This is a genomic window from Mycobacterium simiae (assembly GCF_010727605.1).
Classification (GTDB): Bacteria; Actinomycetota; Actinomycetes; order Mycobacteriales; family Mycobacteriaceae; genus Mycobacterium; species Mycobacterium simiae.
Window position 1 is genome coordinate 1,960,331 of record NZ_AP022568.1, and the last position, 15,365, is coordinate 1,975,695.

Annotated in this window: 16 protein-coding genes; 6 read left to right on the top strand and 10 right to left on the bottom strand. The window is 67.0% G+C overall.

The genetic code is table 11. From position 1 onward, the window contains the following. Positions 1–79: 79 nt before the first annotated feature. The 4 genes from G6N33_RS09140 to G6N33_RS09155 are packed head-to-tail and all read right to left on the bottom strand — an operon-like array spanning position 80 to position 3,837. Complete coding sequence (locus G6N33_RS09140; protein ID WP_044509622.1) at positions 80–1,549, bottom strand: M28 family peptidase; 1,470 nt, start codon at positions 1,547–1,549, stop codon at positions 80–82. Further along, positions 1,546–3,042, bottom strand: coding sequence for a M28 family metallopeptidase (locus tag G6N33_RS09145; RefSeq protein WP_044509621.1), 1,497 nt, complete (start codon positions 3,040–3,042; stop codon positions 1,546–1,548). Before G6N33_RS09145 ends, G6N33_RS09140 begins: the two co-directional genes overlap by 4 nt. A gap of 20 nt (positions 3,043–3,062) precedes the next feature. Continuing rightward, positions 3,063–3,482 carry a DUF2752 domain-containing protein gene (locus G6N33_RS09150; protein ID WP_231382543.1) on the bottom strand — a complete coding sequence of 140 codons (420 nt, stop codon included), beginning with the start codon at positions 3,480–3,482 and terminating at the stop codon, positions 3,063–3,065. Between the two features lie 22 nt (positions 3,483–3,504). Next, positions 3,505–3,837: a CD225/dispanin family protein gene (locus G6N33_RS09155; RefSeq protein ID WP_044509620.1), complete on the bottom strand. Its 333-nt coding sequence runs from the start codon at positions 3,835–3,837 to the stop codon at positions 3,505–3,507. A gap of 312 nt (positions 3,838–4,149) precedes the next feature. On the opposite strand from G6N33_RS09155, the gene G6N33_RS09160 reads away from it, so the two are divergent. Both G6N33_RS09160 and G6N33_RS09165 read left to right on the top strand, forming a co-directional pair. Next, positions 4,150–4,650, top strand: coding sequence for a hypothetical protein (locus G6N33_RS09160; RefSeq protein WP_044509619.1), 501 nt, complete (start codon positions 4,150–4,152; stop codon positions 4,648–4,650). A 141-nt stretch (positions 4,651–4,791) separates the two neighbouring features. After that, complete coding sequence (locus tag G6N33_RS09165; protein WP_044509618.1) at positions 4,792–5,313, top strand: hypothetical protein; 522 nt, start codon at positions 4,792–4,794, stop codon at positions 5,311–5,313. Positions 5,314–5,332: 19 nt separating this feature from the next. On the opposite strand, the gene G6N33_RS09170 is transcribed toward G6N33_RS09165, so the two are convergent. The 4 genes from G6N33_RS09170 to thiO form a co-directional block, all read right to left on the bottom strand. Further along, on the bottom strand, positions 5,333–6,085 hold the full coding sequence (locus tag G6N33_RS09170; RefSeq protein WP_081662162.1) for an SGNH/GDSL hydrolase family protein: 753 nt from the start codon (positions 6,083–6,085) through the stop codon (positions 5,333–5,335). A gap of 76 nt (positions 6,086–6,161) precedes the next feature. Beyond that, the gene (thiG, locus tag G6N33_RS09175) at positions 6,162–6,920 is read right to left on the bottom strand and encodes a thiazole synthase (RefSeq protein ID WP_044509616.1); all 759 of its coding nucleotides are present in this window, start codon (positions 6,918–6,920) and stop codon (positions 6,162–6,164) included. After that, the gene (thiS, locus tag G6N33_RS09180) at positions 6,913–7,110 is read right to left on the bottom strand and encodes a sulfur carrier protein ThiS (protein WP_044509615.1); all 198 of its coding nucleotides are present in this window, start codon (positions 7,108–7,110) and stop codon (positions 6,913–6,915) included. The genes thiG and thiS overlap by 8 nt, the downstream gene beginning before the upstream one ends. Then, positions 7,107–8,123, bottom strand: a complete 1,017-nt coding sequence (gene thiO / locus G6N33_RS09185; protein WP_044509614.1) for a glycine oxidase ThiO — start codon at positions 8,121–8,123, stop codon at positions 7,107–7,109. Before thiO ends, thiS begins: the two co-directional genes overlap by 4 nt. Positions 8,124–8,275: 152 nt before the next feature. On the opposite strand from thiO, the gene thiE reads away from it, so the two are divergent. Next, the gene (thiE, locus tag G6N33_RS09190) at positions 8,276–8,968 is read left to right on the top strand and encodes a thiamine phosphate synthase (RefSeq protein WP_044509613.1); all 693 of its coding nucleotides are present in this window, start codon (positions 8,276–8,278) and stop codon (positions 8,966–8,968) included. Here thiE and G6N33_RS09195 read toward each other — a convergent pair. Beyond that, on the bottom strand, positions 8,940–9,572 hold the full coding sequence (locus tag G6N33_RS09195; protein ID WP_044509612.1) for an NUDIX hydrolase: 633 nt from the start codon (positions 9,570–9,572) through the stop codon (positions 8,940–8,942). The genes thiE and G6N33_RS09195 overlap by 29 nt on opposite strands. A 132-nt stretch (positions 9,573–9,704) precedes the next feature. Here G6N33_RS09195 and glnX point away from each other — a divergent pair, with 132 nt between their 5' ends. The 3 genes from glnX to G6N33_RS09210 are packed head-to-tail and all read left to right on the top strand — an operon-like array spanning position 9,705 to position 14,256. Next, a complete protein-coding gene (gene glnX / locus G6N33_RS09200; protein WP_044509611.1) occupies positions 9,705–11,024 on the top strand; it encodes a protein kinase G-activating protein GlnX in 1,320 nt (439 codons plus the stop codon). Further along, a complete protein-coding gene (locus tag G6N33_RS09205) occupies positions 11,024–12,004 on the top strand; it encodes a glutamate ABC transporter substrate-binding protein (RefSeq protein WP_101528418.1) in 981 nt (326 codons plus the stop codon). The genes glnX and G6N33_RS09205 overlap by 1 nt, the downstream gene beginning before the upstream one ends. Continuing rightward, positions 12,004–14,256, top strand: coding sequence for a serine/threonine-protein kinase PknG (locus G6N33_RS09210; protein ID WP_101528419.1), 2,253 nt, complete (start codon positions 12,004–12,006; stop codon positions 14,254–14,256). Before G6N33_RS09205 ends, G6N33_RS09210 begins: the two co-directional genes overlap by 1 nt. 97 nt (positions 14,257–14,353) lie before the next feature. On the opposite strand, the gene G6N33_RS09215 is transcribed toward G6N33_RS09210, so the two are convergent. After that, positions 14,354–15,217 carry a hypothetical protein gene (locus G6N33_RS09215; RefSeq protein WP_044509610.1) on the bottom strand — a complete coding sequence of 288 codons (864 nt, stop codon included), beginning with the start codon at positions 15,215–15,217 and terminating at the stop codon, positions 14,354–14,356. Between the last annotated feature and the right edge of the window lie 148 nt (positions 15,218–15,365).

Consider the following 15,365-nt stretch of genomic DNA (forward strand, 5'->3'; position numbering starts at 1 on the left):
ACGGCAGCATCAAAGGGTTCTCATTCTAGATCCGCTGGATGACGGGCGGAGCAGGAATTTCAAGACCCAGCAAACATCACTACGGGACGCGCGTCCGGTGTCGTTTGTCGTGGGGCGGCACCCCGTTGACGCCGGTGATCGACTCCGCGTAACTGCCCACCGCAAACGCCACGCCAGAACCCATGACGGCCAATGCTTCCCGGTTGACGTTGTCGATCGTGTCACGCGGGCTCTGAAAGTTGGGATCGAACCCCACTCCGACCTGGCCACCCCATAAGCGGGCCTGCACAGTGGTTTTCGGCTGCGACGCACCGGTGCTCATCCCGCCGATCGGTACGCCGGCGATCATGAAAGGGTGGTAGTCGGTTCGGATGCCCAACGGCATATCGGCGGGACGCTTGCCGGCCAGGTTCAGATAACCGGACAAGGTGCGTTCGATGCCGGCCGACCCTTCGGGCACATCGCCGAACGAGACTCCCTGTCCAGGCGGACCGGATTGATCGCCGTCGTCGGTGAAGAAGCCGGCGTTGGGCGAACCGAGCAGGTTGAAGTTCAGGTACATCGCGATGTCGTTGAGTTGCTGCTCGTTGAGGCCGAACACGTAGTCCAGCACCCCGTTGAGGCCATCCTCGTCGGCCCCCCAGAACACGAAGCGCACCGCGTTGTTCACCGGCGCCAACGGGCCCAGCTGTAACGCGGTTTCCAGCACTGCGGCCACGCCGGATCCGTTGTCGTTGATGCCTGGCCCGGTGCGCGGTCCGTCCAGATGGGCGCCGACCACGATGACGTCCTTGGTCGAGCCGGTCTTGGTCTGCGCCAGCACGTTCCGTGAGGTGACCTTGAGGTTCTCGGCATCGAGCACCAGGTGGACCGGCGCGGTGCTACGCGCCAGCGCACTGCCGCCGTAGCTGCCAACTACGGCCACGGGCATCGTCAACTGCTTGAAGTAGCCGGGGTTGAAGAGGGTCGGCGGGGCGCCCTGACCGTTGGGTGCGCTGACCACGATCAACGCCGCCGCACCCTTGGCCTTCGCGCTGGTCTGCTTGTCGACCACCGAGCAGTGCGCGTCGTCGACGACGGCGATCGCTCCGGCCGGCAGCGTGGCCGGATAATCGCCCGCCGCACAGCCCGACGGTTGCCGGGGGCGCACCGGCTGGCCGGTCAGACCGCCGGGTGGCGTCCGGACCAGTAGCGAGGCCTGGTCGACCGAATAGTTACTGCCGGCGATGGTCAGCGACGGCTTGCCCGGCGACACCGCGTATAGCCGGTCGAACTGGGGCGTGGCCACGTCGAACCCCTTGCCACGCAGGGTCTTTGCGACGTAGTCGACGCTGGCATCGTAACCCGGCGTTCCCTCGGCACGGTTGCCCTTGTTGGCGTTGGCGATGTCCTGCAGTGCGCGCAGGTGAACGAACATGCCGTCCGCGGTGACCTTCGCGGCCAGGCCACGACCCAGATCGGGTGCCGCCGCGGGCAGCGCCGAACGTGGCGACGTGCAGCCCGCCAGCAGCCCGATCAATATCAGTGTCGAGCTCAACCGGCGGATCATGGCTTTGCGAGCACGTGCCGGGTGCGGTCCTCGAGGACGGGAACTCCGTTTCGCCCGTTGAGGTCCTGGGCATACAGCGCCACCACATACGCGACGCCGGCGCCGTTGATGCTTAATGCGGTGCGGTCGATGTGGTCGAGGGTGTCGGTCTTCTTGTGATAGTTGGGATCGAACGGCTCGTCGGCCGTCCCGCCCCACAATTTAGCCTGCTCGACTGACTTCTTGTTCTCCGCGCCGGAGAACAACCCGCCCGCCGGAATGCCGGCCAACGTGAAGCCGTCGTAGTCCGAACGCCCGTCGAAGGAGGTGTCCTGGGCGACCTTGCCCGCCGACTTCAGGTAGCCGACGAACGTGCGTTCGATGCCGGCCGAGCCTTCGGGCACCACCGGCTGGCCCCGGGCCTCGGACGGCAGGGACTGGTCCCCGTCATAGGTGAAATAGCCGGGGTTCGGGGAGGCCAGCATGTCGAAATTCAGGTACAGCGCAATGTGTTTGAGGTCGTCGAGGTTCAGCGATTCGACGTAGTTGCGCGATCCGATCAGGCCCAGTTCTTCGGCGCCCCAGAAGCCGAACCGCACCGCGTTGTGCACCTGCGGTGAGTTCCCCAGTTGCACGGCGGTTTCCAAGACCGCGGCCACGCCGGAACCGTTGTCGTTGATTCCCGGCCCCTCGGGAACGCTGTCGACGTGGGCACCCGCCATCACCACATCGTTGGTCGATCCCGTCTTGGTCTGTGCGATGACGTTGCGGGCTTTGAATTCCTGGCTGTGCGCGTCCAGCTTGATACTGGTCGGACCCGGCCGAGCTTTCAGCGCAATGCCGAGCGACTTGGTCACGCCCAGGACGGGGATCTTCACGTCGGTGTTCGCCCCGAGGGTCCCGCCCATGTGTTCCTCGTCGACGTTGTCGGCGATGATCATCGCGACGGCGCCGCGCTGTGCCGCGGCCGCCTCTTTCTGGGCGAACGGGCAGGTGCCGCGATCGACCAGCGCGACCGCGCCCTTGATGGCCACGTTGTCGTAGTCCGACGCCGCGCAGCCCAGGCCGTTGCCCGCGGACACCACCAGCAGCGGTCCGCTCACCCCGTCGGGTCCGGTGCCCAGGCTGTACTCGAGGGCACGCGCCTCGACGGTGTTGCCACCGACCGTAACCGTCGGCTTCTCGGCATGAAAGACGCGCGCCGAAAACTCTGGGGTTTGCACGTCAAAACCACTGTTGCGCAACGTCGTTGCAATGTAGTCAATGCTGGCTTCGTAACCGGGGGTGCCGACCGCCCGGGTACCGTTATTAGCGCTGGCGATGTCTTGCAGCTTCGTCAGATGCGCCATCATCGCGTCGGCGGTGACCTTGTTGTGCAGCGCCCCCGCGAACTCGACCGCCGCCGGATCGCCGGCCGGCTGCGAGGTCGCCGACCGGTGGAAGCAGCCGCTGGACACCGCGCCGACGGCGACCGCGGCAAGCAGCGCCGCCAACGTTCGGGATTTGTTGACCATCGCGCCTAAGGTTAGACGCTTTAGACATACAGGCCGCTGAATGGGGCAAACGGAATGTTGCGCACCACAAACCAAACCGCGACCAACGACAGCACCACCGCGGCTGACCAGCGCTGGTGCTGCCAGCTTCGGATTCGCCGGCCCGTGACACGACCGTAGGTCCACACCGCATACGCCCATACCAGCAGCGCGACCGCCGCCAGGCCCAACGCATTGAACCTGGCGGCGCCCAGCAGGTCGCCGTGCAGCAGCGAATACAGCATGCGCATGCTGCCGCAGCCGGGACAATCAATACCGAGCAGCGCTTTGGTCGGACATACCGGCAGCGGCCCACCCGGTGTGGTCGGATCACCCACCCAGATGGCGGCGCACACCAGCGTGGCGGACGCGGCGACCATCAGCGGGGCGCCGAGTCCCACCGAAACCTGCCCCTGGCGCATAACCGCGAGCGTAGCCCGGTTTTCAGCGCATCGCGGCCAGCGCGGCAGATGTCGAGGTGTCGGCGGTCAGGGCGATGATTCCCAGCACGATCGCGTAGAGGACGGCGCCGACGACTGCGGCGATGACCGACCACTTCACCCACTTCTTGGCGGCATCGGCGGCCGCCTGCGCCTCGGCGTACTGGCCCTGTGCCCACAACCCGCTCACCTGAGAGGATTTGACGATGGCAACGATGCCCAATGGCAGACAGCAAAACAGCGTCGCCAAAATCGACCACACCAAGTAGTTATCCGGTGCTTGCCCGGCGGGCGGCTGCTGCGGCGGATAACCGGGAGGCGGCGGTTGAGCAGTCATAGATACTCCAGTCCCGAGAAGTTAGCTGGCGTGAAACGGTGCTTACCATACCGGAGCTAAGACGCGGGGGCGACAAGTCGGAAAAATTCCTTTTTCGCCGGGCCTGCGGGCTTGATCACACTGCCGTGGCAGCCCGTTGGCCGCGACCGACATTCCGCACCAACTCGGCTGTCCACGTGCGGTTTGAATCCGAAACCGCAACAACCATGGGCTCGTTAAAAAGGTGCTTATAAGGACAATTTCCAACGGATTGATTTAGATGACCGGGGCGAAAGCTCTTCGATCGCCCTACCGTCGCCCTACAGTCGAGGAATGGGTTACCTGGCCAAGGTGGTGACGGCCGCACTCGTGACGGGTTTGGCGGCAGCCGGACCCGCGGCGGCGGATCCCAGCGCCGGCAGCGCGGCGGACATCAACACGTTGGCCGGGGCGTTGTCGAAGGGATACGGGCTCAATAACTGCACTGCCCAGCCGGTTCCGCGCGGCGCACTGGCTTACCTGCAGTGCGGGCAGAGCCCCGACCCGAGCGGACCGATCCTGGCCAAGTATTTCTTGTTCGGCGACGACGACTTGACCAGCTCGTTCAATGCCCTCATCGGCGGCGATGCCTTGAGCAATTGCGCGGACAAGCCCTCCCCCGCGCCGTGGCATCAGGGCAGCTCGACCACCAGCGCGGGGTATGTCGCGTGTGGAACCTTCCAGAACCATGCCGAGATCATCTGGACCAACGCCGCCAAGAACGTACTGGGCGTGATCCGCGCAGCCGGCGCCGACGTCCCCTCGCTTTACCAATGGTGGCGAAATAACGGCTGACCCACCACCAAATGATGCCGATGTAAATGGTATTCGACGGAATGGGTTGCGTCCGGAGGGTTTATCCCTACGATCATTCTCACAACACGAATATCGTCAGCGCGGCCCGCTGAGCGGTTCAACTATTTTCAGGAGTTGACGATGCCTTACTTCACTAAGACTCTGCGAGTCGCGACGGTCGGCACCTTCGCCACCGGCCTTTGCTGCCTGGGTATCGCAACCGCGACGGCGGATACCACCGGCAGTTCATCCGACGTCAATACATTGGCCAGTTCCCTCGCCAAAGGCTACGGCCTGAACAATTGCGAGTCGGCAGAATTGACGGGTGCGGAAATTGCGGAGCTGCACTGCGGGCAAAACCCCGATTCGAGCGGACCGGCGTCGGCGGTCTACCAGCTCTTCAAAAGCGGTAACGATCTGAGCGGCGCGTACGCCACCAACCTCAAAGACGTGACGCTCGCGTCGTGCAGTGGCAGCGGGACCTCGGCACCGGGCCCCTGGCATCAAGGCAGCTCCGAGCAGGCCGGAGGCCAGATGGCATGCGGAACCTACAAGGGGGTCAGCCTGGTGCTGTGGACCGTCGACGGCAAGAACGTCTTGGGGTCCGTCTTTTCCAAGGCTGACGTCCCGACGCTGTACAAGTGGTGGCAGGCCAACGCCTGACCGTGTCCCGTCCGGGCAACTAACCGCCGAGGTGTTCCAGCTGGTCCATAACTAGATCGGCGACCGCGCGCATCCCCGCGGCGTTGGGATGTAGCGGCGCGGGCCTACCCGGCAGCGGCACAACGAATTTCGCCGGTGTAGTCGTCCAAGGCTCGGCCGACCAGGCGTGGTGATCTCGGCTCGCGGCGGCCGCCGCGACCACCTCGCAACCAGTTGCCGTGGCCGCTCGGGCGGTGAGCGCTTCCAGGGCGCCGGCGACGTAGCGGCCGATGTCGGCATCGGCGTCCGACAGCGGGGGTGCGGCGATTCCCGCCGGCGGCAACATCGTCAGGTAATCGACGAACAAGACACGGGCGTGGGGAGCGCGGTGGCGCACCGCGTTTCCGATCGCGCACAGCGAGTCGAATACGTCCGCCAGTTCCCGATCACGCGCGTCACGGTCGAGCAGTCCGGCTATCCGGCCGCCCAGCACGGGTAGCCGCCGAGCCGGCCGCGGCAGCGCCGCCGCCATGAGCAGCGGGACGTAACCGACGTCGTTGCCGCCGATCGTGACGGTGACCAAGTCTTCCGATCCGTCCAGCGCGGTGATCTGCGGCGGCGCATCGTGTTGGCGTTCAGCGAGGATGTGCGCGGTGGTCGCGCCGGAGAATGTCACATCGGCCAGCGCGAAGTTCAGTCGCTCGGCGACCAGATGCGGATAGTTGCGGGCCGATCGGCCCGACCATCGTGGCGCGTCCGGTGCCTGCGGCCGGATGCCCGGACCCGCGGCCATCGAACTGCCAAGTGCTACATATCGTTTCGCTGGTCTCTCCGGATGCCGCGTCGGTTCGGTCATCGCCGGCGGGGTTTCAGCGCTGGGGACTGGACGCTTGCGCCCAGAACCGCTTCGGGATCCGTCCGGCGCCTCGGGCCAGGTGGCCGGCGGTGACTGCGGCCGCCATGGCGGCGGCCATTGCGGGAGGATCGGCAGCCCGGGTCACGGCGCTGGCCAAGAGCACGGCGTCGCAGCCCAGCTCCATCGCCAGCGCGGCGTCACTTGCGGTTCCGATGCCGGCGTCGAGTACCACCGGGATCCCGGCCCGCGCGACGATCATCTCGATGTTGTGCGGGTTGGTGATCCCCAAACCCGTTCCGATCGGCGAGCCCAACGGCATCACCGCCGCGCAGCCGGTGTCTTCGAGGCGGCGAGCCAGTGCCGGATCGTCGTTGGTGTACGGCAGCACGGTGAATCCGTCGTCGACCAATTGCTCTGCCGCCCGGACCAATTCGACCGCGTCGGGCAGCAGGGTGCGCTCGTCGGCGATCACCTCGAGTTTGACCCAGTTGGTGTCGAGGGCCTCACGCGCCAGCTGGGCGGTGAGCACCGCTTCGGCGGCGCTGCGGCACCCCGCGGTGTTGGGCAGCGGGGTGATGTTGAGCCGGTTGAGCAGATCGAGCAGCCCGGTACCGCCGGCGGCGTCGACGCGGCGCATCGCGACCGTGGTCAGCTCAGTGCCCGAGGCGACCAGCGCGGCCTCCAGCACCGCCAGGTTCGTCGCTCCCCCGGTCCCCATGATCAGTCGCGATGCGAACGTGCGGTCCGCGATCGTCAGTTTGGAATCAGCCACCCTGCACCGCCGTCACTATCTCAAGCCGAGCACCATCGGAAAGTGTTGTCGTCCAACTGGATCGCGGAATCACCGCGTCATCCACTGCCACAGCGATGCCCCGTTCCGGGAAGCCCATCGATTGCAGCAGCCCGGCGACCGTGGTCTGCGCGTCGACCTCGACCGGCTGTTCGTTGACCGTGACGATCATGAGGCCGCTCCGACCGGAGCAAGCTCGGCGAGGATCTGTTCGGCGGTCCACGGCGCCAGCAGGAAGCCCGACCGCCCGTGCCCCGCCGCCACTAGCGTGCGGTCGTCCAGGCGTCGTACGACCGGCAGATTATCCGGTGTCATCGGGCGCAGCCCCGCCGCGCATTCGGCCAACTCGTACTCGCCCAGCGCCGGCACCACCGCACACGCGTCGTCCAACAGGTCGCGCACCCCGGACACCACCGGGGCGGTGTCGCGGCCGTGCTCATACTGCGTCGCACCGACCACCACCCCGTCCGGGCGCGGCACCACGTAGACCTGGCGTCCGTGCACGCGGGCGCGAACAACTCTGCGCAGCAGCGGCATACAACCCTTTCGCCAACGCAGCCGCAGCACCTCGCCCTTGACCGGGTGCACCGCCAGGCCCGGCCACAGCGTCGGCGCGTCGATGCCGTTGGCAATCACCACCGCGTCGCCCTGCACCCGCGACAGGTCGTCGGCCGGCGGCGCCCACCTGACGCCGAGACGCTCACAGTCCGCCTCCAGCGCATCCACCACTGCACGGTTGTCCACGGCCATTTCGGTGGGCGCCCGAAAACCGTGTCGGATGCCTTGCGCCAGCAGCGGTTCGACGTCACGGGCCGCCGATTCCCAGATCACCGGATGGCCCTGCCCATCCAGCCACTCCGCGACCGTGCGCAGGTCGGCGACATCGGCCCGGTCGACAGCAACCACCAGCGACTCCCGCGCGGTGATCACGCCTGGCGGCAGCCCATCGAGGTAGCCGCCCTCGTGCCACAGCCGCAGCGACTCCAGACCCAAGCGCAGCAAGTGTTCTTCGCCGGGCCAGCCCTCGCTGTGCGGCGCCAGCATGCCGCCAGCGACCCATGACGCGCCCCGCACCCCCGTGCGGTGCACGCGCACGGACCATCCCGCCTGCGCCGCCCGTCGCGCCACCGACAGCCCGATGACGCCGCCGCCGATGACGGCCAGCGTGTGTTCGCCTGAAATCATCCTCAGCTCCCTTCGCCGGCATGATCCGGATCAGGTGTGACGGTAAGGGCAGGTCCGGCGACCCGGTTGTGCCCACTCTCAGCCCCGCGATCACCCGGGACTCCCGTGTCTCTAGTTGTTCGGGTACTACGCTAGCGCGCTAGCGTCACGGTGTGCATCCGCGTTTGACCCGACTGACTTCCGCCAGACTTTATCTGTGTACCGACGCGCGACGCGAACGCGGCGATTTGGCCGAGTTCGCCGATGCCGCGGTGGCCGGCGGAGTCGACATCATTCAACTGCGTGACAAGGGATCAATCGGCGAGCAGCAGTTCGGACCGCTCGAAGCCCGCGACGAGTTGGCCGCCTGCGAGATCCTCGCCGACGCGGCCCGCCGGCACGGCGCCCTGTTCGCCGTCAACGATCGCGCCGACATCGCCCGCGCCGCCGGCGCCGACGTTCTGCACCTGGGTCAGGGTGACCTGCCACCGGCCGTGGCCCGTGACATCGCGGGACCGGAGACACTGATCGGCCTGTCCACCCATGACGAAGACCAGGTCGCGTCGGCCCAAGTCGGCATGGACAGCGACGTCGACTATTTCTGCGTGGGGCCGTGCTGGCCGACGCCCACCAAACCCGGCCGGACCGCACCCGGTCTGGGACTGCTGCGCGCCGCCGCGCAACGAGACTCCGGCCGCGGCAGCGACAAGCCGTGGTTCGCGATCGGCGGCATCGACACGCAACGGCTGCCCGAGGTGCTGGAGGCCGGTGCCAGGCGGATCGTGGTGGTGCGGGCGATCACCGCGGCCGAAGACCCGCGGGCGGCGGCCCAACAGCTCAGGTCAGCGCTGCTAGCAGCGAGCTGATCCGCGGGCTCAGCTGCGCGGGTGGCTCAGCGGCGTCACCGGGCATGCACCACACGAAGACGCCGGCTTCGATCTCGAGGGTGCGCGGCAGCTGCTGACGCCGTTCGTCGGCGTGGTCCAGTGGCAGCCGAGCCTGCGCGGTGCGCAGCCGCTGCCAGCTCGCCGCGAAGCCAGGATGCAGCGGCAGCTCAGCCACATCGTCCTCGGCGACCCAGCGCATTTCGGCGCTCTCCCGGTTGGGCACCGTGTGCAGCAACTCGCCGGCATCGGCGACGACGGTGGTGTAGCTCCAGTGGGTACCGCCGGGACCGGCGACCTCGGCGGTGACGACGGTGGCCCGCACCGTCAGGCGCTCAGCCGGCAGACCCGCCTCCTCGTGGGCCTCGCGAACCGCAGTTTCCTCGGGGGTCTCGTGACTGTCCCGGGCACCACCCGGCAAACCCCAGGTCCCGCCCTGATGGCTCCACACCGCCCGGTGTTGCAGCAACACCGCCGGGGTGCCGTCGGGTCGGGGCGCCCGCAATAGCAGACCGGCCGCGCCGTACCGACCCCAGTAGTGGGCGCCGCTATCGGATATCACCCATCCGTCACCGTCGCCTTGCACGCGTTCAGGATATGCAGGCAATCATCGAAATTGGGTCCGCCTCCCCCCATCTGTCCCAACATGCTCTTAGAATTCGCTTATACACGTTGAAACAGCACACTCCGGTGGCCGAAAGATGAGGTCTGAACAGACGTGACGGTTGAGCTGGCGCACCCGTCGACCGAGCCGCTGGGGTCGCGGTCGCCGGGCGAACCGGCCCACCCCCGCTGGTGGTTCATCTCGACGACCCCCGGCCGTATCCTCACCATCGGCATCGTGCTGGCGGCGCTCGGCGTGTTGAGCGCCTTCGCGACGTCGACGACAATCAACCACCGCCAGCAAGTGCTGACCACCGTGCTCAACCACACCGAGCCGTTGGCATTCGCGGCCGGCCGGCTGTACACCACGCTGTCGGTGGCCGACGCCGCCGCGGCCACCGCGTTCATCGCCCAGGCCGAGCCGTGGCCGGTGCGGCTGCGCTACGAGCAAGCCATTACCGATGCAGCGGTGGCGGTGACCAGGGCGTCGAGCGGGCTAACCGACGAACCCTTGGTGCAGTTGCTCGGCAAGATCAACGCCGAGCTGGCCGTGTATACCGGCTTGATCGAGATCGCCCGGACCAACAACCGGGAGGGCAACCCGGTGGGCTCGTCGTACCTCTCGGAAGCCTCCGGCCTGATGCAGTCGACGATCCTGCCCGACGCCGCGCAGTTGTATCGGGCGACCTCGGAGCGAGTGGATACGGAAACCACTGCGTCGACGCATTTTCCGGCCCCGGTGATCCTGGTTGTCGCCACCACGGTGGCTTTCGGTCTGTTCTCGCATCGCTGGCTGGCCCGGCGGACCCGGCGCCGAATCAACCCCGGCCTGGTGGTCGGGGCGCTCGGTATTCTCGTCATGGTGGTCTGGGTTGGAACCGCGCTGACAATCTCCACGACCGCCAGTCGAAGCGCAAAGGACACGGCGGCCGCGTCGCTGAAGACCGTGACCAACGTGGCGATCACCGCCCAGCAAGCCCGCGCCGACGAAACGCTGTCGCTGATTCGCCGCGGCGACGAACAGATTCGCAAGCAGTCGTTCTACCAGCGCATCGACTACATGCACGAGCAGATCGACCACTACATGGCCCGCAACGACGCCGTGGACAAGGCCGACCTGCAAGGTGCCGACGAGCTGCTGGTCCGGTGGCGGCAGGCCAACGACCGCATCAACTCCTACATCTCGGTCGGTAACTACCGTGCTGCCACCCAGATCGCGCTGGGCAGCGCCGAAGACGACTCCACCCCGGCGTTCGACAAGCTCGAGGATCAGCTGGGCAAGGCCATGACCCAAAGCCGTACCCATCTGCGCAACGACGTGGTCAACGCGCGCAGCGGGCTGTCCGGCGCCCAGGTCGGCGGTGTGGTGCTCAGCCTCGGCGCTGCCATCGCCGTCGCGCTGGGCCTGTGGCCGCGGCTGAAAGAGTATCGATAATGAACCGCCTGCCCAGGACCCGCCGGGCGTGTGCCGCGCTCGGCACGGCGGTGTTGCTGGCAGGTTGTGGGCACACCGAATCGCTGACTGTGGCCACCGCGCCCACGCTGCCGCCGCCCACCCCGGTCGGCATGCAGCAACTGCCGCCCGCGCCGCCGCTGCCGCCGGACGCCGCCGCCCAGGAGGACTGCGACGCCACCGCCAGCCTGCGGCCCTTCGCCACCAAGGCCGAAGCCGACGCTGCCGTGGCCAACATTCGCGCCCGCGGCCGGTTGATCGTCGGCCTCGACATCGGCAGCAACCTGTTCAGCTTCCGCGACCCGATCACCGGCGAGATCACCGGCTTCGACGTGGATATCGCCGGGGAGATCGCGCGGGACATCTTCGGTGCACCGTCGCATGTCGAGTACCGGATCCTGTCGTCCGACGAGCGCGTCACCGCCTTGCAGCAGTCCGCGGTCGACGTCGTCGTCAAGACGATGACCATCACCTGCGAGCGTCGGAAGGTGGTCAACTTCTCCACCGTCTACCTCGACGCCAACCAGCGCATCCTGGCTCCGCGTGATTCCCCCATCGTCAAGGTGAGCGACCTGTCCGGCAAGCGGGTCTGCGTGGCCCGGGGCACCACGTCGTTGCACCGGATCCGCCAGATCGACCCGCCGCCGATCGTCGTCTCGGTCGTCAACTGGGCGGACTGCCTGGTCGCCATGCAGCAGCGCGAGATCGACGCCGTGAGTACCGACGACTCGATTCTTGCCGGTCTGGTCGAGGAAGACCCCTACCTGCACATCGTCGGACCGAACATGGCCACCCAGCCCTACGGGATCGGGATCACTTTAGACAACACGGGACTCGTCCGGTTCGTCAACGGCACCCTGGAGCGCATCCGCCGCGACGGAACCTGGAACACGTTGTACCGCAAGTGGTTAACCGTGCTGGGTCCGGCCCCGGCGCCCCCGGTACCGAGGTATGTGGACTGATGTCTGAAGCCGACCACGACGCCGAGGACACCGATCCCGGCACCCAGGACGCACAGACCGGTGCGACCACCGGCCGCGTGCACGCCACCCAGGCGCTGTTTCGTCCCGACTGGGACGACGACGACGACCTGCCGCACATCACGCTGGGCAGCCTGAACACCGAACCGCAAGACCGGATGACCGTCGCGACCCGGGTGCTACCGCCCACCAGGCAGCTCGGTGGCGGGCTGGTGGAGATCCCGCGGGTGCGCGACATCGATCCGCTCGAAGCCCTAATGACCAATCCGGTGGTGCCGGAGAGCAAACGATTCTGCTGGAACTGCGGCAAGCCGGTGGGGCGGACGGGCCCCGAGGGTAAGGGCGCTTCGGAGGGCAAGTGCCCGTCGTGCGGCAGCCCGTATTCGTTCTTGCCGCAACTGAACGCCGGAGACATCGTCGCCAACCAATACGAGGTCAAGGGGTGCATCGCGCACGGCGGGCTGGGCTGGGTGTACCTGGCCGTCGACCACAACGTCAACGACCGGCCGGTGGTGCTCAAAGGCCTGGTCCATTCGGGTGACGCGGAGGCGCAGGCGATCGCGATGGCCGAACGGCAATTCCTGGCCGAGGTCGTCCACCCGCAGATTGTGCAGATCTTCAACTTCGTCGAGCACACCGATCGGCACGGCGACCCGGTCGGCTACATCGTCATGGAGTACATCGGCGGTCGGTCGCTCAAGCGGGGCAAGAAGGACAAGAAGCTGCCCGTCGCGGAGGCCATCGCCTACCTGCTGGAGATCCTGCCCGCGTTGAGTTATCTGCATTCGATCGGCTTGGTCTACAACGACCTCAAGCCGGAGAACATCATGCTCACCGAAGAGCAGCTGAAGTTGATCGACCTGGGCGCCGTCTCGCGGGTGAACTCGTTCGGCTACCTCTACGGCACACCGGGCTACCAGGCGCCGGAGATTGTGCGCACCGGGCCGACCATCGCCACCGACATCTACACGGTGGGACGCACGCTGGCTGCGTTGACCCTGAACCTGCGCACGCGCAACGGACGCTACGTCGACGGGCTACCCGAAGACGATCCGGTGCTGTCCACCTATGACTCGTTCGGCCGGCTGCTGCGCCGGGCCATCGACCCCGACCCGCGGCGCCGGTTCACCTCGGCCGAGGAGATGTCCACCCAGTTGATGGGTGTGCTGCGCGAGGTCGTCGCCCAGGATTCCGGCGTGCCGCGCCCCGGGTTGTCGACGTTGTTCAGTCCCAGCCGGTCCACCTTCGGCGTGGATCTGTCGGTCGCGCACACCGACGTCTATCTCGATGGCCAGGTGCATTCAGAAAAGCTGACCGCCCGCGAGATCGTGACCGCGCTCTCGGTGCCGCTGGTCGATCCGACCGACGTCGCCGCCCCGGTGTTGCAGGCCACCGTGCTGTCTCAGCCCGTGCAGACGCTGGACTCGTTGCGTGCGGCGCGGCATGGATCGCTGGCCGCCGAGGGCATCGACGTCTCGGAGTCCGTCGAGCTGCCGCTGATGGAGGTCCGCGCGCTACTCGACCTCGGCGACGTGGCCAAGGCGACCCGCAAGCTCGACGACCTGGCCGAGCGGGTGGGGTGGCGCTGGCGGCTGGTCTGGTTCCGCGCCGTCGCCGAATTACTTACCGGCGACTACGATTCCGCGATCAAGCATTTCACCGAGGTGCTCGACATCTTCCCCGGCGAGCTGGCGCCGAAGCTGGCGCTGGCCGCCACCGGCGAGCTGGCCGGCAACGTCGACGTGAACAAGTTCTACGAAACGGTGTGGCGCACCAACGACGGTGTGATCTCGGCGGCGTTCGGGTTGGCGAGATCCCTTTCGGCAGCGGGAGATCGGATGCGTGCGGTGCGCACGCTGGACGAGGTCCCGCCGACGTCGCGACATTTCACCACCGCCCGGCTGACCAGCGCAGTGACCTTGCTGTCGGGCCGGTCGACCAGTGAGATCACCGAGGAGCAGATCCGCGACGCCGCACGCCGGGTCGAGGCGTTGCCGCCCACCGAGCCGCGGGTGCTGCAGATCCGTGCGCTGGTCCTGGGCGCGGCGATGGACTGGCTCCAGGACAACCAGGCCAGCACCAACCACATTCTCGGCTTCCCGTTTACCGAGCACGGGTTGCGGCTCGGCGTCGAGGCGTCGTTGCGCAGCCTGGCCCGGGTGGCGCCCACGCAACGGCATCGCTACACGCTGGTCGACATGGCCAATAAGGTCCGCCCCACCAGCACCTTCTAACTTCTGGCTGCCCCCTGCGATGGGCGGTGTGCGTCCTGGGCGTTCGGCGTGCGTCCTGGGCGGCGACACGCCGGGCGGAGCCGCCGCACGTGCACATTCAAAACCGTTGCTGCACACTCGAAGCGGCCAGGGCATCGCGAACACGGCACACAATCGCGGCGGGCCGGTCTTCGGCCACCACCCGCACAATCGTCCAGCCCAACTGCTCGAGGGTTTCCAGCCGGCGAATGTCCTTTAGATATTGCCGTCGGTCCGTTTGATGGTGGTCGCCGTCGTATTCCACCGCGACCATGCAGTCCTCCCAGCCCAGGTCGAGGTAGGCCACCGGCATGCCGTCGACACCGACGACCGGTATCTGGGTCTGCGGTCGGGGCAGGCCGGCATCGATGAGCAACAACCGCAGATAGCTTTCGCGCGGCGATTGAGCGCCCGCGTCGACCAGCTCGAGCGCGGACTCGAGCCGGCGCAGCCCGGGCGAACGCGGGTGATCGTTCGCGACGCGAAGTGCGTCGTCGACCTTGACACCCGTTGCTTGCGCGAGGGCATCCAACCGGACTACCGCCGAGCGGATGGCCCCACGACGACCGATGTCATAGGCGGTTCGCTCCGGCGTGGTCACCTGTACCCCTGCGATCAGCTGTATCTCGTTGTCCAGCACCGTATCCCGGCGCGACACTATGCCGCGCGGGGTACGGGTACCGGCGTGCAACAGCTCGACCGGCACGCCGTCGGGGACCCACTTGCTGCCGTGTAACGCCGCGGCAGCGGCGCCCGCGACGATTCCGCGCCGTTTCGACCATAGCCAGGCCGCGAGGATGCGTGACTGCAGCGACGCCTCGACGTGCCTGGACAGATACACGTTGGGAAACACCGCGCGGTAACGCGTGCGCAGTTGATGGCGGTTCAGGGTGCCCGACGCCAACGCTTCACTGCCGATGAACGGCTGACTTAGATCCCACATGACGGGAACCCTGGCACAGCGAACGCGACCGTGAATTCCGTTATGCACAGCGGCGTTGAGTGTGGGCGTGCGGCGCCGACACGCCGACACACCCCACCCCAAACGCACACTCAACGCCGGGAATACACACTCGACGGGCCGACGGGCG

Bases quoted from the DNA above. Each gene is read 5' to 3' on its own strand.
- G6N33_RS09155 (WP_044509620.1), bottom strand. From the start codon at position 3,837: ATGACTGCTCAACCGCCGCCTCCCGGTTATCCGCCGCAGCAGCCGCCC.
- G6N33_RS09145 (WP_044509621.1), bottom strand. From the start codon at position 3,042: ATGGTCAACAAATCCCGAACGTTGGCGGCGCTGCTTGCCGCGGTCGCC.
- G6N33_RS09160 (WP_044509619.1), top strand. From the start codon at position 4,150: ATGGGTTACCTGGCCAAGGTGGTGACGGCCGCACTCGTGACGGGTTTG.
- G6N33_RS09205 (WP_101528418.1), top strand. From the start codon at position 11,024: ATGAACCGCCTGCCCAGGACCCGCCGGGCGTGTGCCGCGCTCGGCACG.
- G6N33_RS09165 (WP_044509618.1), top strand. From the start codon at position 4,792: ATGCCTTACTTCACTAAGACTCTGCGAGTCGCGACGGTCGGCACCTTC.
- thiO (WP_044509614.1), bottom strand. From the start codon at position 8,123: ATGATTTCAGGCGAACACACGCTGGCCGTCATCGGCGGCGGCGTCATC.
- G6N33_RS09150 (WP_231382543.1), bottom strand. From the start codon at position 3,482: ATGCGCCAGGGGCAGGTTTCGGTGGGACTCGGCGCCCCGCTGATGGTC.
- G6N33_RS09215 (WP_044509610.1), bottom strand. From the start codon at position 15,217: ATGTGGGATCTAAGTCAGCCGTTCATCGGCAGTGAAGCGTTGGCGTCG.
- G6N33_RS09170 (WP_081662162.1), bottom strand. From the start codon at position 6,085: ATGGCCGCGGGTCCGGGCATCCGGCCGCAGGCACCGGACGCGCCACGA.
- thiS (WP_044509615.1), bottom strand. From the start codon at position 7,110: ATGATCGTCACGGTCAACGAACAGCCGGTCGAGGTCGACGCGCAGACC.
- G6N33_RS09140 (WP_044509622.1), bottom strand. From the start codon at position 1,549: ATGATCCGCCGGTTGAGCTCGACACTGATATTGATCGGGCTGCTGGCG.
- G6N33_RS09210 (WP_101528419.1), top strand. From the start codon at position 12,004: ATGTCTGAAGCCGACCACGACGCCGAGGACACCGATCCCGGCACCCAG.